This window comes from Xanthomonas sp. DAR33341 (genome assembly GCF_003992815.1).
Lineage (GTDB): Bacteria > Pseudomonadota > Gammaproteobacteria > Xanthomonadales > Xanthomonadaceae > Xanthomonas > Xanthomonas cissicola.
This window is the reverse complement of sequence record NZ_QEYV01000015.1, coordinates 57252-75078: the sequence shown is the minus strand read 5'-3', so window position 1 is coordinate 75078 and position 17827 is coordinate 57252. Positions and strand designations below refer to the sequence as shown.

Here is a 17827-nt window from a genome sequence, read left to right as displayed (position 1 = left end):
ACCGCAAGGGCTTGGCCGGTGCGAACACTGCGTTGCGGCCACCCAATCGCGCACCCCATCTGGCATAGTTGCCGACCCGATTGCTGCATTGCGTTCCCCCATGTCGCCGAAGAAAACCTCGTTTCCCAAGCAGGACATCCGCGTGCTTTTGCTGGAAGGCATCAGCCCGACCGCCGTGGACGTGTTCCGCGCCGCCGGCTACTCGCAGATCGAACTGCACGCCAAATCGCTGCCGGAAGACGAGTTGATCGCCCGCATCGCCGACGCGCATATCGTCGGTATCCGCTCGCGCACGCAGCTGAGCGCCGACGTGCTGGCGCACGCCAAGCGCCTGATCGCAGTCGGCTGCTTCTGCATCGGCACCAACCAGGTCGACCTGGACGCGGCCGAGCTGGCTGGCATCCCGGTATTCAACGCACCCTACTCCAACACCCGCAGCGTGGCCGAACTGGTCATCGCCGAGGCGATCCTGCTATTGCGCGGCATTCCGCAGAAGAACGCGCAATGCCATCGCGGTGGCTGGTCGAAATCGGCCGCCGGCAGCCACGAAACGCGCGGCAAGGTGCTGGGCATCGTCGGCTACGGGCATATCGGCACCCAGGTCGGCGTGCTGGCCGAATCGCTGGGCATGCAGGTGATCTTCCACGATATCGAAACCAAGCTGTCGTTGGGCAATGCCCGCGCGGCGATCGATCTGGACGACCTGCTGGCACGCGCAGACGTGGTGACCTTGCACGTGCCGGAAACGCCGTCGACCAAGGACATGATCGGCGCGCCGGAGATCGCCCGCATGAAACCCGGCGCGCATCTCATCAACGCCTCGCGTGGCACCGTCATCGACATCGACGCGCTGGATGCGGCGCTCACCTCCGGCCAGATCGGCGGCGCGGCGGTGGATGTCTTCCCGATCGAGCCCAAGGGCAATGGCGATGCGTTCGAATCGCCGCTCACTGCGCACGACAACGTGATCCTGACCCCGCACGTGGGCGGCAGCACGCTGGAAGCGCAGGACAACATCGGCATCGAGGTCGCCGCCAAACTGGTGCGCTATAGCGACAACGGCAGCACCTTGTCGGCGGTGAACTTCCCGGAGGTCACCTTGCCCGAGCACGCTGAAAGCCTGCGTTTGCTGCACATCCATCGCAACGTGCCGGGCGTGCTGTCGCAGATCAACGAACTGTTTTCGCGCCATAACGTCAATATCGATGGCCAGTTCCTGCGCACCGACCCCAAGGTGGGCTACGTGGTCATCGATGTCGGCGCCAGCGAGGAACTTGCCGGCGTACTGAAGGACGAGCTGGGGCAGATCACCGGCACCTTGCGGACACGGGTCCTTTATTAAGCGGGATTGGGGAATCGGGATTCGGGATTCGCAACAGCGCTGCGCGGCAACCTGTGGGTTCACCGGTCCAATCACGCTGTAGGAGGTAGAACATGGGGGCCGGCTAGGTAGATCGGCGCCGGACCACCGCTTCTGCCAATCCCGAATCCCGAATCGCTAATCCCGGCTTTCCAGCCACTTCTCCGCCATCCGACGCAGCGACGGATCGAGCTCGGGCTCGGCAAGCAGCTCGGCAATCGGGCGCCATGCCAGTGCCAGCGATTCTTCGCTGACCTTGAATGCCTCGTCCGCACCGGCCACCACCACGTATCGCGCATCAAAGTGCCAATGCCCCGCCACGTCGCCGCGCGCCGGAATCCAGTGACGGTCCAGATCGAACAGCTGCCCATCGGCGAGCCGCAGGCCACCGAGCCCGGATTCCTCCTCCGCTTCGCGTAATGCCACCTGGGCCAGATCGCGGTCGCCGTCGGCATGTCCACCCAGTTGCAGCCAGCGCTGCAGCTTGCGGTGATGGGTCAGCAAGGTGCGTGTGCCGTCGGCGCTCACCACCCACGCCGAGCCGGTGAAATGACCTTCGACACGCTCGCGCACGAACGGATCGGTGGCATCGTCCAGCAGTTGCGCGAACTGCTCGGTCAGCGCGGCTTCCTCCGGCCAACGCAGGCGGTACGCCGCCAATTGCTGCTGCAGGGTTGCATCCACCATCGTTCTTTCTCGGTCGCCGGTGCGGGCCAGGCGGGCATTATCGCCATTCATGCTGCGTACGCGCTTGTCGTGAGCGTGTAGCTTTGGCAAGGTAGGCCGCTTGCCTGTCCCATCGGGATGCGGCGCACCAATTCGTCCGGGCGCCTGCGCCTGCGCTTTGCCACTTAGGGATGTACCGAATGCTGAAGTCTCTGTTGAGGGTCAAACCGATCGAGCCCGCCGGCCACGTCGATGCGGGCGAACCGGTCGAAGGTAGCCTGCAAGGCGAAGCCACGTTGCAACGGACCCTCACAGCCAAGCACCTGATCATGCTCGGTATCGGCGCGGTGATCGGCGCCGGCATCTTCGTGCTGACCGGCCAGGCCGCAGCCAATCACGCCGGCCCGGCGGTGATGCTGTCGTTCGTGTTCGCTGGTATCGCCTGCGCCTTCGCCGGCCTGTGCTACGCCGAATTCGCCGCGATGATGCCGGTCTCCGGCAGCGCCTATTCGTATTCATACGCCACGCTCGGCGAAGGCATCGCCTGGTTCATCGGCTGGTGTCTGGTGCTGGAATACCTGTTCGCCGGCTCCAGCGTTGCGGTCGGCTGGTCTGCCTACCTGATCAGCTTCATCACCGGGACCCTGGGGTTGCCGTTCCCCGCAGAGTTGGCGGGTGCGCCGCTGGCCTGGGACGGCCACGGCTTTGTCAGCTCCGGCAACCTGGTCAACCTGCCGGCCGTGCTGATCGTCGCCGCAGTGAGCATCCTGTGCTACGTCGGCGTCACTCAGTCGGCGTTCGCCAACGCGATCGTGGTGGCGATCAAGGTCGTGGTGATCTGCCTGTTCGTGGGTTTCGGCATTGCCTATATCGACCCGGCGAACTGGCACCCCTTCATCCCGGAAAATACCGGCCCTGGCCAGTTCGGCTGGGACGGGGTGTTTCGCGCCGCGTCCATCGTGTTCTTCTCCTACATCGGCTTCGACGCGGTTTCCACCTCCGCCGGCGAGACCAAGGATCCGCAGAAGAACATGCCGATCGGCATCCTGGTATCGCTGGCGATCTGCACCATCATCTACATCATCGTCTGCGCAGTGCTGACCGGCCTGCTGCCCTACACCCAGCTCGGCACCGCCAAGCCGGTGGCCACCGCGCTGGAAGCCCATCCGCAACTGACCTGGCTCAAGACCGCGGTGGAAATCGGTGCCATCGCCGGCCTGTCATCGGTGGTGCTGGTGATGCTGATGGCACAGCCGCGCATCTTCTACACCATGGCCAAGGATGGGCTGATGCCCAAGCTGTTCGGCAAGGTGCACCCGAAATTCCGCACGCCTTACGTCGGCACGCTCTTCGTGGGCGTGGTCGCCGCGCTGCTGGCCGGGGTGATCCCGTTGAACGTGCTGGGCGAACTCGTCTCGATGGGTACCCTGCTCGCCTTCGCCACGGTCTGCGCTGGCGTGCTGGTGCTGCGCTTCACCAAGCCCGACCTGGCGCGCCCGTTCCGGGTGCCGCTGGCGATGGTGATCTGCCCGCTGGGCGCGTTGGCCTGTCTGTTCCTGTTCTTCCAGGCCTTCCAGGAACACTGGAAGGTGTTCGTGGGCTGGACCGTGATTGGCCTGGCGATCTACTTCGGCTACGGCATCCACCACAGTCGCCTCGCGAAACGGGCCTAACCTTCTCTCAAGACCGGCGCGCGACGCCGGTCTTCTTGTTCAATGATCGCGCGTAGCGCCAAGCCGGAACCGCTTCATGTTCAAACAACTTTGGGCCACCAAACACCCGCACGCCAGCCATGAGGCGGCCGATGGGCTGGGCCTGCAACGCGCGCTTGGCCCCTGGGGGCTGACAGCCCTGGGGATTGGGGCGGTGATCGGCGGCGGCATCTTCGTCATCACCGGCCAAGCGGCGGCCGACCATGCCGGCCCGGCGATCATGCTCTCGTTCGTGCTCGCAGCGGTGTGCTGTGCGTTCTGTGCGATGGCCTACGCCGAATTCGCTGCGATGGTGCCGGTCTCCGGCAGCGCCTACACCTACACCTACGCCACCTTCGGCGAGTTGGCCGCGTGGTTCATCGGCTGGATGCTGGTGCTGGAATACGGCGTGTCCGCCTCGGCAGTGGCGGTCAGCTGGACCGGCTACTTCTTGAGCCTGCTCGAGCATTTCGACATCCACCTGCCGGCCGCATTCGTCAGCGCGCCGCTGGACGGCAAACTGCAACCCACCGGGGCCATCGCCAACCTGCCGGCGGCCGGCATCGTGCTGCTGCTGACCTGGCTGTGCTACGTCGGCATCCGCAAGTCGTCGGCAATGAACATGGCCATGGTGATCCTCAAGACCGGCCTGATCCTGCTGGTGATCGCGGTGGGCTGGAAATACGTGGACACCTCCAACTGGCACCCGTTCATTCCGGCCAACGAAGGCCCGGGCAAATACGGCATGGAAGGCGTGCTGCGCGGCGCAGCGATGGTGTTCTTCGCCTATATCGGCTTCGAAGCGGTGTCGGTGGCAGCGCAGGAATCGCATCGCCCGCAACGCGACCTGCCGATCGGCATGATCCTGTCGCTGGTGATCTGCACCGTGCTCTACATCGCCATGGCGGCGGTCATGACCGGCTTGGTGCCGTACACCTTGCTCGGCACCGACGAGCCGGTGGTGACCGCGGTGGCAGCGCATCCGCAGCTGGCCTGGTTGCGCGTGGTCGTGGAAGTGGGCGCATTGATCGGGCTATCGTCGGTGGTGCTGGTGATGATCATCGGGCAGCCGCGCATCTTCATGATCATTGCGCGCGATGGCCTGCTGCCCTCGATCTTCACCCGCATCCACCCCAAGTACCGCACCCCGCATGTCAATACCGTCATCACCGGTGTCGGCATCGCGCTGCTGGCAGCGGTGTTCCCGCTGGATGTGCTGGGCGAACTGACGTCGATGGGCACGCTGATTGCCTTCGCGGCGGTCTGCGCCGGCGTGCTGATCCTGCGTCGCACCCATCCGGAACTGCCGCGCCCGTTCCGCATGCCGGCCGCCTGGCTGATCTGCACCGCCGGCGTGTTGAGCTGCCTTGCGCTGCTGTCGGCAATGACGCTGCACAACTGGATGCTGATGGGCCTGTGGACCCTGGTCGGGCTGGTGATCTACTTCGGCTACGGGTATCGCCACAGCCGTCTGCGCGACGGCCGCTGAGCCCACGCATGATCCGGCGTCGGCGCGGCAGGACGACGCCTGCTGCGCTGCACCTGCCCATGCACCGGGGGCGCAGTAGAATAGGTCCATGAATGCGACCACTGCCCCCCTGCCCTATAGCGCCGCGCGTCTGCACGAGCTGGCGCATCTGCTGATCGCCAATATCCGCGAGCTGGCCCATGCCGGCTGGACACCCGCGACCAGCAGCAATTTCTCCCACCGTCTGGACGAACAGCACGCGGCCATCACCGTCTCCGGCCGCGACAAGGGTCGCCTGGTCGAAGAAGACATCATGGTGGTGGACTTCGATGGCCTGGCCGTCGGCCGCCCGTTGCGCCCGTCTGCCGAAACCCTGCTGCACACCCAGCTGTATCGCCGTTTCCCGGAGATCGGTTGCGTACTGCACACGCACTCGCCGGTGCAGACGATTGCCTCCCGCCTGTATGCAGGCAGCGGCGTGATTCGGCTGGAAGGCTATGAACTGCTCAAGGCCTTCGATGGCAACACCACCCACGAAACCGCGATGGAAGTGCCGGTGTTCGCCAATACCCAGGACATGGAGGTGCTGGCCGCGCAGGTCGATGCCTTGCTGGACAAACAGAGCATGTGGGGGTATCTCATCGAAGGACACGGCCTGTATGCCTGGGGCCGCAACATGGCCGAGGCACGTCGTCATCTGGAAGCGTTCGAATTCCTGCTGCATTGCGAACTCGAACTGCTGAAACTGCGCGGCACGCGCTGAGTAATGCCCGCCCCCCATTCGTGAGCCAGACCGCCATGAGCCGACTGCGTATCTTTGCCGACACCAATCCCGCCACACCCGAGTTCGATAGCCGCGACGGCGATGCGATCGCCGCCGAGCTGGTCAAGATCGGCGTGACTTTCGAACGCTGGCATGCCAGCGCGCCGGTCGAACCGGGCGCAACGCCCGAGCAGGTGATGGATGCCTACCGCGCCGATATCGACCGCATCAGTGCCGAGCGCGGCTTCAAGACCGTGGACGTGGTCAGCATCGCGCCGGACAATCCCAAGCGCGAAGAAATGCGCGCCAAGTTTCTGGACGAACACTTCCACAAGGAAGATGAAGTGCGGTTTTTCGTCGCCGGCTCGGGCCTGTTCACGCTGCACGTCGATGCCAAGGTTTACGAGATCGAATGCGTCAAGGACGACCTGATTGCCGTGCCCGACGGCACCCTGCACTGGTTCGACATGGGACCGGAACCGCACTTCGTGGCGATCCGCTTCTTCACCGAGCCGGACGGCTGGGTCGGGCACTTCACCGGTACCGAAATCGCCAAACAATTCCCCCGCTACGCCCCCGAGAAACCTCACAAGGCCAGCTGACGATGACACGACCGCAAGCGATCCTCACCGATATCGAAGGTACGACCAGCAGCATTTCGTTCGTCAAGGACGTCTTGTTCCCGTATGCGCGCCGTGCCATGCCGGCCTACGTGCGCGACCACGGCAATCATCCGCAGGTGCGCCATTGGCTCAACCAGGTGGCCGATGAAATCGGCGAGGACGTGCCGGACGAGGTGCTGATCACCACGCTGCAGACCTGGATCGACGAGGACCGCAAGCACACCGCGCTCAAGGCCTTGCAGGGCCTGATCTGGGGCGACGGCTACAAGACGGCCGACTTCACTGCGCATATCTACGCCGATGCCGCGATCCAGCTCAAAGCCTGGCACGCAGCGGGCATCCCGCTGTATGTGTATTCGTCCGGCTCGGTGCCGGCGCAAAAATTGTTCTTCGCGCACAGCGACGCGGGCGACCTGAGCGGACTGATCACCGACTGGTTCGATACCGAAGTCGGCCCCAAGCGCGAAAGCGCCAGCTACCGCCGCATCGCCGAGCGCATTGGCGTGCCGGGGCCGGAGATCCTGTTTCTGTCGGATGTGATCGAAGAACTCGATGCCGCCAAGCGTGCCGGCATGCGCACCGCGCTGCTGGATCGCCTGGACGACTACCCCACGCCGCGTTCGGCCGACGAGGTCGGCAGCCACCAGCGCGTGGAGAGTTTCAGCCAGCTAGTGCTGTAAGCACGATCTGCAAGCCGATTGCGCTCCTGGCCGTTTGAGCGCAATCGGGCGTTGGCGCTGCGCAGGCCGCTGAAATGTTCCAGCTGCGACGCGCCGCATGCATCTCTCTGTCGGGGGTGATGGTCTGCACTGCGGGCATCGTGCTCCGCCGCTCCACCCTGTCTTCTCTGGACCTCGGCGCGCCATGTCGCTGCATTCCCCTTTCGCACCACATGCAGTATGGCGTCGACTTTCCACGCTGATCGTCGTGGTGGCGTTGATGGCCGGCTGCCATCCGGACGCTGGTGCGGCGTTACAGGCTCAGCCTGCCGAGAACCACGATGAGGTCGATCCGGTCGATCAGGCCGCCTTGGCGCAAGCGCTGAAAGCGTTGCAACCGCAGCGCCCAGGCGTCACCGATCTGTACGTGGTCGGTTTTGCCGGCGATGCCAGCGACGATGTCTTCCGCAACGAGACGCTCTACCTCAAGCAGCTGTTCGAGCAACGCTTCGATGCGCGCGGGCGCGTGGTCACGCTGGTCAACAACCCGGACAACCTGGGCGAACATCCCTACGCCCCACTGGCGACCTACGACAATCTCTACGACACGCTTGCCGCGATCGGCAAGCATATGGATCGCAAGGAAGACGCACTGCTGCTGTTCGTCACCACCCACGGTACCGAAGACCACAGCCTGTACGTGCAGGTGGACGACAAGGAAGAGGATTTCATCAGCCCGCAGGATCTGCGCAAGGCGCTGGACGAAGCCGGCATCGACAATCGCGTCATCGTTCTATCGGCCTGCTATTCGGGAGGTTTCATTCCCGCACTGCGTTCGCCGCAAACGCTGATCCTCACCGCTGCGCGCGCCGACCGGCCCTCGTTCGGTTGCGGCAATACCTCCAACGCCACTTATTTCGGGCAAGCTTGGTTGATCGATGCGATGAACCAGAGCGACGACCCATTGGCCGCATTCGACATCGCCAAAGCCGCCATCACCGCACGCGAAAAGCAGGAAGGCGAGCAGCCCTCGTTGCCGCAGCAGTCGTTGGGCAAGCGCATCGCGCCGGTGCTGGCGCGCTGGCGTGCCGGCGTGCATCTCGGTCCGGCAGTGGCGTATCCGTATCCGCCAGTGGACATGGAGACCGAGTCGGACCAGGGCATCGAGTCAACCGACTCACCGGACGATGCGCCCGTGGACGCCGCGCCTGGTTCGAAGGCCCCGGCACCCGCGAACCCGCCAACCACGCCGCCAACTGCACCTGCAGCATCCAAGCGATAACCACGGCGATTGCTGAGACTAATTCTCATTTCGGCAGCACTGACCGGGCATCGCTACACTCGCGCAGCCAGCCAGCAACCGCCAGCCAGCACCGATCTTCGCCAGCGCGCCAACGCCTGCCAGCCCGGATCCCAACACGCCTCCCTTGTGGAGGCGTTTGTGTTGGTGGCGATCAGGGAGGCTGCGTCGCAGCTGACGCATGCTTCAACGTCGCGATGTCGCAGCCGCGCTTGTGTCCATGCTGGATCACGCAGACACAGCGCCCTGTCGCTGCATCAAGAGCAAGGTAACAAGCAACCGTTTGGTGCGATTGGATGCTTGGCGCGAGGTGCCGCAGGATTGGGTGATGTCATGCATTGCGCGCCCCCTCATCCACCCTTCTGAGCGCCTTCTGCCGGTGGGGGAAGGGCATTAGGCGACTGTCACTGTTAGCCGCCTTACGGCTCAGCGGCTTGCAGGCGGTACACCGTGCTCGCGCTGTATTGCCCAGTGGGCAGGGTCGCGCGCACCTGGACGGTGTGTTCGCCCACCGCCAGCGTGGTCGGCAATGCGCCGCGCCAGAGATGCGTGGACGGCGTGGCCTCCGGCGAGCGGTCGTAACCGCGCAACGCGTCCGCCGCATCGTCGCGCACATTCTCTGCCAGCACGCGCGGATCGCCACGCTCTACCCGCTTCATCGGCTGCCATGCGCCGTTATCGATGCGCATCTCGACCACGGTGTCGTCCTGGCCCATGAAGACGTTGGCGTAGATGCCCCACGCCGCATACGCGCCCTTGCGCAGTACCTTGGGCGCGTGCAGCAGCAATTGCGCATCGTCGGCCGCGCGCGCGGCGTGATAAGCCAGCGTGTAGTTGCCGCTGGGGGCAACCTGCAGCACCGCATAGCCATTGGGAGTGCCATCGCTCATCGTCGCATCGGGAATGCCGTCGGCATCCTTGGCGCCCGACCAGAACGCACCGCAGGCAGCGCCGACGTTGTACTCGTGCAGCGGGCGTGCACCTTGCCAACCTTCGTCCGCACCGTGATCCACCTGGCGCTGGGTGTGGCTATGGCCGCTGAGCACCAATACATGCGGAAACTCTTTCAACAATGCGAACAGGCGACGGCGATCGGCATGCCGGAAGGTTTCCTGCCCCGGCACTGCATCGAACAGGTGGATGTGCATGCCCAGCACCAATAGCCTGTCGCGTGGCAGCTGCGCCAGGTAATTCTGCAGGAACGCGAATTGATCTTCGCGCAGGCCACCGATGTAGGCCTGCTTGCTGCCCGGCGTGTAGATCACATCGTCCAGGAACACGAAGCTGGCATTGGCCTCTTCCACCGCATAGGTGTCCGGACCGTAGACCGCATGCCAACTGTCGAGCGACTGCGCATCGTCGTGCGCGTCCAGGTTGAGATCGTGGTTGCCCGGCACGTGGAACCACGGCACGCTCAGCTGCGTGGTGACCTTGTTCAAAGCCGGATACAAGCTTAGATCGTCGCTGACGATATCTCCCAGCGTGGTGCCCAGCCTGGCGGTGGTCTTGCCGATGATCGGTTGCACGATGTCGCGCTGGTAGTAGCCAACGTCGGCAAGGCTGGCGGTCTGGCTGTCGGCAAACACCAGCATCTGGAAACCATCGGCCGCGGTGTTTGCGCGTGGCGTCAGCGCGAAATCCCAGTTGCGCGTGTTGCGGCCGGTCGCGGCGACACCGCTGTAACGATGCTTGGCAGAACCACGCGGTGCGTAGTGGCGCCAGAATGCAGGCAGACCGTCGGCGGCGGGCAAAAAGCGGCGGTCGCCCGGCTTGATCACGAAGACCGTCTGCCCGTCGCGCACCGGCAGGCGGTAGCGCCCCTGTGCGTCGGTACGTACGATTTGCTCGCCATTGGAAACCGCCACATCGGCGACGCCCGGCTCATCCGCGCTGCGGCCGGCGCGCCCGTCGCGTTCTTCATAGACGATGCCATCGACCGTGGTGCCGCGCGCGTAAGCGCTTACTGCGAGCAAGCCGATGGCCAACAAAGCGAAGCGAGGTTGCATGCGTTTTCCCGCGCGAAGATCAGCGGAAATTGTACATGCCATCGCCAGGCGCACAGCGCGAAGGACACGCCGACACGTACCCTGTAGGAGCGCACCCGGGCGCGATGGGCGTTACCGATAACGCGCCGCGCCCGGGTGCGCTCCTAGGCGACCGCGTTATTGATGCCGCGACTCCAGCAACGCCGCCGCATCGCCAAGCCCCAGCCCACGTGCGCGCAGCAGCACGATCAGGTGATACAGCAGATCGGCCGATTCGCCGAGCAACGCGTCATCGTCCTGCACCACACCGGCCAGCGCGGTTTCAACGCCCTCCTCGCCTACCTTCTGCGCGATGCGACGGATGCCTTGCTCGAACAGCTTGGTGGTGTAGCTACCGTGCGGGCGTTCGCGCTCGCGCTCGGCCACCAGCGCATCCAGGCTGCCCAGAAACTGCCCGGGCGCAGACGGGAAGCAACTGGTGCGGCCCAGGTGACAGGTCGGGCCATGCGGGCGCGCCTGCACCAGCAACGTGTCGGCATCGCAGTCGGTCTGGATAGACAACACGCGCAACACGTTCCCCGAGCTCTCGCCCTTGGTCCACAAGCGCTGCTTGCTGCGGCTGAAGAAGGTGACCTCACCACGCTGCTGGGTCACGGCCAACGCTTGGGCATTCATGTAGCCCAGCATCAGCACGCGCAGGTTGTCGGCGTCCTGCACGATCACCGGCAACAGGCCCTCGCCCTTGCTCCAATCCAGCGTTGCGAGCGGGTCGCCCGTCGCCACTTCGTTACTGCCCATCGCGTACCTCGATCTGTTGCGCGCGCAAGAATTGCTTGAGTTCCGGAATCGGAATCGCACCACTGTGAAATACGCTGGCCGCCAGTGCGCCATCCACATCGGCCTGGTCGAACACATCGGCGAAGTGCTGCATTTCGCCTGCACCGCCGGAGGCGATCAGCGGCACGCGGCATAACGCGCGCACCTGCCGCAACTGGACGATGTCGTAGCCGCGACGCACGCCGTCGTTGTCCATGCAATTGAGCACGATTTCGCCTGCGCCCAGCCGCTGCGCTTCGGCCACCCAATCCAGCGTGCGCATCGGCAACGCCTGGGTCTTGCTCGGATCACCGGTGTAGCGGCGCACGCGCCACTGACCATCTTCCTCACGAATCGAATCGATGCCGACCACGACACATTGCACGCCAAAGGCATCGGCCAGCTCGGAAATCAATTGCGGGCGGCCAAGCGCGGGCGAGTTGATCGATATCTTGTCGGCACCGGCGTGCAGCACCGCGCGCGCTGTTTCCACATCGCCAATACCTCCGGCCACGCAGAACGGAATATCGATCAGCCGCGCCACCCGCTCGACCCAGGTGTAGTCGACCGAGCGTCCTTCCGGGCTGGCACCGATGTCGTAGAACACCAGCTCGTCGGCGCCCTGCGCGCGGTAGCGCAATGCCAGTTCGACGATGTCGCCCATGTCGATGTGATCGCGGAACTTGACGCCCTTGACCACGCGCCCATCGCGCACGTCCAGGCACGGAACGATGCGACGGCTCAGCATGCCAGTGCCTCGTCGAGATTCAGATGCCCTTCGAGCAAGGCCTTGCCCAGCACGATGCCGGCGCAGCCCGCGGCCTTGGCAGCGGCGACATCGGCCAGATCGCGCGCGCCCCCGGAGACCTGCACCTGCAACTGCGGCGTCAGCGCGCGCAAATGCCCGTACAGCGCCATGTTGGGGCCGGACAGCATGCCGTCGCGGGCGATGTCGGTACACAGCAAATGCTGCAGCCCGGCTTGCGCGTAGCGCACGGCCAATTGATCCAGCGTGGCGTCTGCAGCTTCGGTCCAGCCGTGCACCGGCAACTGCCAGACGCCATCGGCGTCCTGGCGCGTGTCCAGCGCTATCGTCAGGCGATCGGTGCCGAATTCCTGCAGCCAGCCAACCACCATCTCGCTATCGCGCACTGCTAATGAGCCGATCACCACGCGTGCGGCGCCTGCGTCGAGGATGCGCGCTACATCCTCGCGCGAGCGCACACCGCCGCCGGTCTGCACGCGCAAGCCGGTGGTACGCGCAATCTCGCCGAGTGTGCTGGCCAGGGTGTAGCCGCCCGCCTTGGCCGCATCCAGATCGACCAGATGCATCCACTGCGCACCGGCATCGGCGAATGCCTGCGCACGCGGCAGCACGTCGTCGCCGTACTGCGTTTCGCGCGCGTAATCGCCCTGCAACAGGCGCACCACGCGAGCGTTGCGGATATCCAGCGCCGGGTAAACGGTGAAACTCATGGGAAGCTCATCTCAAGAAAATTGCGCAGGATGCGTGCACCGGTCTCGGCCGAACGCTCAGGGTGGAATTGCGCGCCGCAGCGCAGCCCGTTCTGCACCACGGCGGTGAACAACCCGCCGTGATCGCAGGCGGCCACGGTGTCGGCCGTCACCGGCGCCGCGTAACCATGTACGAAATACGCACTGGCGCGCTCGGGCAGACCGGCCAGCAACGCGGAGTCGCGCATCGGCACCAGCTGGTTCCAGCCCATGTGCGGAACGCGAATGCCAAGCGCAGGCGTCATGTGCCGCACGATGCCCGGCAGCAGACCCAGGCACTCGACATCGCCTTCTTCGGAATGTTCGAACAGCAACTGCATGCCCAGACAGATGCCGATCAACGGCACCTGCAGTTCCCGCAACGGCTCGACCAAGCCCTGCGCGCGCAGACGCGACATCGCCTCTGGCGCCGCCCCGACGCCGGGCAGGATCACCCGCTGCGCGCCCTGCAGGCCAGCCGCATCGCGCACCACGCGTGCATCGATGCCCAAGCGCTCCAATGCATAGCGCACCGAGCCCAGGTTGGCGCCACCGGCATCGATCAGCGCAACGTCGGTCATAGCGCGCCCTTGGTGGTCGGCAACGCGGTGCCCTCACGGCGAATCGCCTGACGCAATGCCCGCGCCAAGGCCTTGAAGCAGGCTTCCACCTTGTGGTGATCGTTCTCGCCACGCACGGTCAGATGCAGATTCAAGCCGGACGCATCGCAGATCGAACGGAAGAAATGCGGCACCAGTTCGGTGGGCATGTCGCCGACGCGCTCGCGCTTGAATTCGCCCTCGAAGACGAAATACGGGCGACCACTGAAATCCAGCGCCGCACTGGCAATGGTTTCGTCCATCGGCAACGTGAAGCCGTGCTGCGGCGTGTCGCCCGCGACACGCCAGGGGCTGCTTTCCGGATCGAAGCCGTAACGGCCGATGCCGCGTTTATCGCCCAGCGCTTCACGCAGCGCTTGGCCCAGCGCAAGGCCGGTGTCTTCGATGGTGTGGTGCTCATCGATATGCAGATCGCCTTCGGCACGGATCTCCAGCGCAAAACCGCCATGCTTGCCGATCTGTTCCAGCATGTGGTCGAAGAACGGCAGACCGGTGGCAGTCTTCGGCTCGGCGACACGATCCAGATCCAGTTCGACGCGGATCCTGGTTTCCTTGGTATTGCGCTGGACCAGCGCACGGCGTGGCGCATCGGCCAGCTCGTGGGCGATGCCGGACCAGTCCCACTCGCCGCCGAACTCATCGGTGCGCAGCTGAAACCCGCGGATATTCAGATTCTGCGCGAACTGGATGTCGGTGATGCGGTCGCCCACCATCGCCGAGCGTGCCCAGTCGATGGTGCGGTCCTGCAGATACGGCACCATCAGGCCGATACCGGGCTTGCGCGTGGGCGCATTGTCGGCAGGCCAGCTGCAATCGATCAGCACTTCGCGAAATTCGATGCCCTGGCTGGCGAAGATCTGCAGCATCAGATTGTTCGGGCCGTCGAAGGACGCGCGTGGGTAGCTCTCGCTGCCCAACCCATCCTGGTTGCTGACGATGACGAACTGATAGCCGGCATCGCGCAGCTTGAGCATCGCCGGAATCACGTGATCGACCAAGCGCAATTTTTCGTAGGCGTCGATCTGGTAATCGGCCGGCTCGGCGATCAGCGTGCCGTCGCGGTCGACAAAAAGAATCGGGGTCATGCGGCGGCCTCCTGCGTGCGTTGTAGCGCGCTCAGCACGCGCTGGTTCTGTTCGTGCGTGCCCAGCGTGATCCGCAACGCGTCGGCCAGGCGCGGCACTGCGCGTTGATCGCGCACCACCACCCCGGCCTCCAGGAGCGCCTGGAATGCGCCTTCGGCATCGTCGAAACGCACCAGCAGGAAGTTGCCTTGCGAGGGATAGACCTGACGTACGCCGGGCAGCTGCACCAACGCCTTGTGCATACGTTCGCGTTCGCTACGCACCTCGGCGATGCGGCGGCGGGTAACCTCCAGCGCTGGCGCAGACAAAGCCTGCTCGGCCATGGCTGCACATGGTGTAGGCACCGGGTACGGCGCCTGGCAGCGGCGCAGCAAGGCGATCAACTCGGCATTGGCGATCAGCGTGCCGATACGTGCCGCCGCCAATGCATGCGCTTTGGAAAGCGTGCGCAACACGGCGAGATTGTCGTAACGCCCGAGCAGGCCGACCGCCGAAGGCACATCGGAAAATTCGCCGTAGGCCTCGTCCACCACCACCAGCGCCTTGCCTTGCAAGGCCTGCAGCGCTTGTTCGATCTGGTCCAGCGCGATGGCCGAACCAGCAGGATTGGACGGCGAACACAGGAACACCAACTTGGCGTTCGAAGACAATGCCGTTGCCACGATCGCCGGGATATCCGTATGGAAACCGTCGGGCCCATCGACCAGCGGCACGTCCACAAGCGGCGCGTTCTGCAGCCGTGCGCACACGGCGTACATGCCGAACACCGGCGGCGTGACCAGCACCGCATCGCGCTCTGGCACGCACAGGCCACGTACCAGCAGATCGATCGCCTCGTCGCTGCCGCGGCCGATCAACAGCTGCTCCGGTGCGCAACCGTACAGCGCCGCAAGCGCGCTGCGCAGGCCCTTGGGTTGCGGGTCGGGATAGCGCCGCGCGCTGGCGTCGGGATCGGCGGGATTGGCCCAGGCAGACTCGTTGGCGTTGAGCCACACATCGCCTTGCAACGCGCTGGTGCGCGCCGACGAATAGCCCGCGAATGCACGCAGGTCTTCGCGTACCAGATCCAGAATCGACGACGCGCTCATGCCGCCACTCCCATGCGTAGCGCCACCGCGTTGGCATGCGCATCCAGCCCCTCGGCCCGTGCGAGGACCAAAGCGCATGCGCCGATACCGTCGATGCCGGCCTTGCTGGCTGCCTGCACGCTGACCATGTTCTGGAAGCTGGCCACGCTCACGCCGCTGTAGGCGCGCGCCGCACCGCTGGTCGGCAATACATGATTGGTGCCGCTGCAGTAGTCGCCAAGCGCTTCGGGCGTGTAATCGCCGAGAAACACCGATCCGGCCGCTTCGACTTGCGCCAACCATCCGCGCGGTTCGCGCAGCGCAAGAATCAGATGTTCCGGCGCATAGCGATTACTGATCGCAAACGCCTCATCCAGCGTCTGCACCTTGATCAGCCGCGATTGCGCCAGCGCCTGGCGCGCAATGTCGGCACGCGACAGTTGCGCCAGCTGAACTTCCAGCTGCGCTCGCACCGCACCGATCAACGCGTCGCTGTCGGAGAGCAACAGCACCTGCGAATCGGGCCCGTGTTCGGCCTGCGACAATAGGTCAGCAGCCACGAACGCCGGTTGCGCGCCCGCATCGGCGATCACCAAGACTTCCGAGGGGCCGGCCGGCATGTCGATCGCCGCCGCACCGGACTGGGCCACCTGCTGCTTGGCTTCGGTGACATAGCTGTTGCCCGGGCCGAACAGCTTGTCGCAGCTGGGCAGCGATTCGGTGCCATACGCCATCGCCGCGATCGCCTGCGCACCGCCGAGCTTGAACACGCGGCGCACGCCGGTGAGCCGCGCGGCCACCAGCACCGCCGGGTCCACGCTGCCGTCCTTGCGCGGCGGCGTGCACAACACCACCTCGCGGCATCCGGCCAGACGCGCAGGCACGCCGAGCATCAATGCCGTCGACGGCAACGGCGCGCTGCCGGCCGGCACGTATAAACCGACACGACCGATCGGACGCACGATCTTTTCGCACACCACACCGGGCGCGGTTTCCACCGCATAGCCCCCGCTCATACCGGCGCGGTGGAAGGTGTCGATGCGTGCAACCGCATCCTGCATGGCCTGGCGCAGCTCCGGTGGGACGGCCGCTTCGGCGGCGGCGAATTCGGCTTCGCTCACTGCGAAGCTGTCCAGCGACACGCCATCGAAATGCGCGGTGATCTCGCGCAATGCGGCATCGCCGCGCGTGCGTACGTCGGCAATCAACGCGGCGACCGCATCGCGCGTTCGTGCGGCCACGGTCTGCACCGGGCGGGTCAATGCGTCGGTCTGTGCGGCACCGTCGAGTTGGGACCAATCGAGAATCTTCATGCCAGCGAGCGCTCCACCGTCAACACCATCAAGCCTTGCGCACCTGCGCGTTCGAGTTCTTCCAGGCGCTGCCAGGTCACCGCGCCGTGGCACATGGTCTGCAAGCGCAGCGCGCCGTTGCCATCGTCGGGCAACTGCACCAACGGATCAGCATCGGGCAGCAGACGGCGCAGCGCATCGACCTTGGTCTGTTCGGCACGGAACATCAGCAGCTTGCTGTCGCGCAGCTTGAGCACGCCGTCCATGCGCCGCAGCAGCATTGCCAGCAGGCCGGCACGCGCATCGGCAGGCTCGCGCACCGCGCCGGCCAGCACCGCTTCGCTTTCCATCACTAGTTCGACCGGCTTGAGCTGGTTGGCGGCCAGGGTGGCGCCGCTGGAGACCAGATCGCAGATCAGATCGGCAGTGCCCAGGCGCGGTGCGATTTCCACCGAACCGGACAACTCCACCACCGTCGCTTCGATGCCCTGCCGCTCCAGCCAATCGGCCAGGATCGCCGGGTAGCTGGTGGCGATACGCTTGCCCGCCAGTTGCGCCACGCCGTGCCAGTCCCATTCTTCCGGCACGGCGAGCATCAGGCGGCACTGGCCGAAGCCGACCCCACGCACCGCGTGATAGGCGGCCGGCAAGCCATGACGGCGGCGCTCGGCGGCCTGCTCTTCCAGCTCGTTCTGGCCGACAATGCCCAAGTCGCAGACGCCATCGGCGATCAGGCCGGGGATATCGTCGTCGCGCACCAGCAGCAGGTCCACCGGCAACGACTCGCCGTAGCAGAACAGCTTGTCGCGGCTCTGCCGCCAGCTCAGCCCGCAGGCGGCCAGCAGGCTGCGCGCCGGCTCGGCCAGGCGGCCGCTCTTCTGAATGGCGATACGCAACCGGTCACGTGCCGGCGCTGCCGTGGAAGCACTCATCTTGTT

Annotated in this window: 17 protein-coding genes; 7 read left to right on the top strand and 10 right to left on the bottom strand. The window is 65.1% G+C overall.

Annotated elements, in window-relative coordinates; translation table 11 throughout:
- The first annotated feature begins 100 nt into the window (after positions 1–100).
- Entirely contained in the window at positions 101–1342 is a 1242-nt protein-coding gene (gene serA, locus EO156_RS03840) for a phosphoglycerate dehydrogenase (RefSeq protein WP_005915394.1), read from the top strand.
- 156 nt (positions 1343–1498) lie between these two features.
- On the opposite strand, the gene EO156_RS03835 is transcribed toward serA, so the two are convergent.
- Positions 1499–2047 (bottom strand): NUDIX hydrolase, encoded by a 549-nt coding sequence (locus tag EO156_RS03835; protein WP_005915392.1) that lies wholly within the window; start codon positions 2045–2047, stop codon positions 1499–1501.
- Between the two features lie 179 nt (positions 2048–2226).
- Here EO156_RS03835 and EO156_RS03830 point away from each other — a divergent pair, with 179 nt between their 5' ends.
- The 6 genes from EO156_RS03830 to EO156_RS03805 all read left to right on the top strand — a co-directional run bounded on the left by EO156_RS03830 (position 2227) and on the right by EO156_RS03805 (position 8512).
- Complete coding sequence (locus tag EO156_RS03830; protein WP_003486242.1) at positions 2227–3699, top strand: amino acid permease; 1473 nt, start codon at positions 2227–2229, stop codon at positions 3697–3699.
- Between the two features lie 76 nt (positions 3700–3775).
- Complete coding sequence (locus tag EO156_RS03825) at positions 3776–5206, top strand: amino acid permease (protein ID WP_003486240.1); 1431 nt, start codon at positions 3776–3778, stop codon at positions 5204–5206.
- 88 nt (positions 5207–5294) lie between these two features.
- Entirely contained in the window at positions 5295–5948 is a 654-nt protein-coding gene (locus tag EO156_RS03820) for a methylthioribulose 1-phosphate dehydratase (protein WP_016848637.1), read from the top strand.
- Positions 5949–5983: 35 nt separating this feature from the next.
- Positions 5984–6550 carry an acireductone dioxygenase gene (locus EO156_RS03815; protein ID WP_005915388.1) on the top strand — a complete coding sequence of 189 codons (567 nt, stop codon included), beginning with the start codon at positions 5984–5986 and terminating at the stop codon, positions 6548–6550.
- Between the two features lie 2 nt (positions 6551–6552).
- The gene (mtnC, locus tag EO156_RS03810) at positions 6553–7251 is read left to right on the top strand and encodes an acireductone synthase (RefSeq protein WP_003486234.1); all 699 of its coding nucleotides are present in this window, start codon (positions 6553–6555) and stop codon (positions 7249–7251) included.
- Positions 7252–7435: 184 nt separating this feature from the next.
- Positions 7436–8512, top strand: coding sequence for a C13 family peptidase (locus tag EO156_RS03805; protein WP_026006759.1), 1077 nt, complete (start codon positions 7436–7438; stop codon positions 8510–8512).
- 437 nt (positions 8513–8949) lie between these two features.
- Here the strand turns inward: EO156_RS03805 and EO156_RS03800 are convergent, their stop codons facing one another.
- The 9 genes from EO156_RS03800 to hisG form a co-directional block, all read right to left on the bottom strand.
- Positions 8950–10536, bottom strand: a complete 1587-nt coding sequence (locus EO156_RS03800) for a calcineurin-like phosphoesterase family protein (RefSeq protein ID WP_016848638.1) — start codon at positions 10534–10536, stop codon at positions 8950–8952.
- A gap of 156 nt (positions 10537–10692) precedes the next feature.
- Positions 10693–11313 carry a bifunctional phosphoribosyl-AMP cyclohydrolase/phosphoribosyl-ATP diphosphatase HisIE gene (gene hisIE / locus EO156_RS03795; protein WP_016848639.1) on the bottom strand — a complete coding sequence of 207 codons (621 nt, stop codon included), beginning with the start codon at positions 11311–11313 and terminating at the stop codon, positions 10693–10695.
- On the bottom strand, positions 11303–12079 hold the full coding sequence (gene hisF / locus EO156_RS03790) for an imidazole glycerol phosphate synthase subunit HisF (protein WP_016848640.1): 777 nt from the start codon (positions 12077–12079) through the stop codon (positions 11303–11305). Before hisF ends, hisIE begins: the two co-directional genes overlap by 11 nt.
- Positions 12073–12807: a 1-(5-phosphoribosyl)-5-[(5-phosphoribosylamino)methylideneamino]imidazole-4-carboxamide isomerase gene (gene hisA / locus EO156_RS03785; RefSeq protein ID WP_016848641.1), complete on the bottom strand. Its 735-nt coding sequence runs from the start codon at positions 12805–12807 to the stop codon at positions 12073–12075. Before hisA ends, hisF begins: the two co-directional genes overlap by 7 nt.
- A complete protein-coding gene (gene hisH / locus EO156_RS03780; protein WP_005915374.1) occupies positions 12804–13406 on the bottom strand; it encodes an imidazole glycerol phosphate synthase subunit HisH in 603 nt (200 codons plus the stop codon). Before hisH ends, hisA begins: the two co-directional genes overlap by 4 nt.
- Positions 13403–14530, bottom strand: a complete 1128-nt coding sequence (hisB, locus tag EO156_RS03775) for a bifunctional histidinol-phosphatase/imidazoleglycerol-phosphate dehydratase HisB (protein WP_005932038.1) — start codon at positions 14528–14530, stop codon at positions 13403–13405. Before hisB ends, hisH begins: the two co-directional genes overlap by 4 nt.
- Entirely contained in the window at positions 14527–15618 is a 1092-nt protein-coding gene (gene hisC, locus EO156_RS03770; protein WP_016848642.1) for a histidinol-phosphate transaminase, read from the bottom strand. Before hisC ends, hisB begins: the two co-directional genes overlap by 4 nt.
- Positions 15615–16910 carry a histidinol dehydrogenase gene (gene hisD, locus EO156_RS03765; RefSeq protein ID WP_005932042.1) on the bottom strand — a complete coding sequence of 432 codons (1296 nt, stop codon included), beginning with the start codon at positions 16908–16910 and terminating at the stop codon, positions 15615–15617. The genes hisC and hisD overlap by 4 nt, the downstream gene beginning before the upstream one ends.
- On the bottom strand, positions 16907–17821 hold the full coding sequence (gene hisG, locus EO156_RS03760; RefSeq protein WP_005932045.1) for an ATP phosphoribosyltransferase: 915 nt from the start codon (positions 17819–17821) through the stop codon (positions 16907–16909). The genes hisD and hisG overlap by 4 nt, the downstream gene beginning before the upstream one ends.
- Positions 17822–17827 lie beyond the last annotated feature (6 nt).

Bases quoted from the DNA above. Each gene is read 5' to 3' on its own strand.
- serA (WP_005915394.1), top strand. From the start codon at position 101: ATGTCGCCGAAGAAAACCTCGTTTCCCAAGCAGGACATCCGCGTGCTT.
- EO156_RS03835 (WP_005915392.1), bottom strand. From the start codon at position 2,047: ATGGTGGATGCAACCCTGCAGCAGCAATTGGCGGCGTACCGCCTGCGT.
- EO156_RS03830 (WP_003486242.1), top strand. From the start codon at position 2,227: ATGCTGAAGTCTCTGTTGAGGGTCAAACCGATCGAGCCCGCCGGCCAC.
- EO156_RS03825 (WP_003486240.1), top strand. From the start codon at position 3,776: ATGTTCAAACAACTTTGGGCCACCAAACACCCGCACGCCAGCCATGAG.
- EO156_RS03820 (WP_016848637.1), top strand. From the start codon at position 5,295: ATGAATGCGACCACTGCCCCCCTGCCCTATAGCGCCGCGCGTCTGCAC.
- EO156_RS03815 (WP_005915388.1), top strand. From the start codon at position 5,984: ATGAGCCGACTGCGTATCTTTGCCGACACCAATCCCGCCACACCCGAG.
- mtnC (WP_003486234.1), top strand. From the start codon at position 6,553: ATGACACGACCGCAAGCGATCCTCACCGATATCGAAGGTACGACCAGC.
- EO156_RS03805 (WP_026006759.1), top strand. From the start codon at position 7,436: ATGTCGCTGCATTCCCCTTTCGCACCACATGCAGTATGGCGTCGACTT.
- EO156_RS03800 (WP_016848638.1), bottom strand. From the start codon at position 10,536: ATGCAACCTCGCTTCGCTTTGTTGGCCATCGGCTTGCTCGCAGTAAGC.
- hisIE (WP_016848639.1), bottom strand. From the start codon at position 11,313: ATGGGCAGTAACGAAGTGGCGACGGGCGACCCGCTCGCAACGCTGGAT.
- hisF (WP_016848640.1), bottom strand. From the start codon at position 12,079: ATGCTGAGCCGTCGCATCGTTCCGTGCCTGGACGTGCGCGATGGGCGC.
- hisA (WP_016848641.1), bottom strand. From the start codon at position 12,807: ATGAGTTTCACCGTTTACCCGGCGCTGGATATCCGCAACGCTCGCGTG.
- hisH (WP_005915374.1), bottom strand. From the start codon at position 13,406: ATGACCGACGTTGCGCTGATCGATGCCGGTGGCGCCAACCTGGGCTCG.
- hisB (WP_005932038.1), bottom strand. From the start codon at position 14,530: ATGACCCCGATTCTTTTTGTCGACCGCGACGGCACGCTGATCGCCGAG.
- hisC (WP_016848642.1), bottom strand. From the start codon at position 15,618: ATGAGCGCGTCGTCGATTCTGGATCTGGTACGCGAAGACCTGCGTGCA.
- hisD (WP_005932042.1), bottom strand. From the start codon at position 16,910: ATGAAGATTCTCGATTGGTCCCAACTCGACGGTGCCGCACAGACCGAC.
- hisG (WP_005932045.1), bottom strand. From the start codon at position 17,821: ATGAGTGCTTCCACGGCAGCGCCGGCACGTGACCGGTTGCGTATCGCC.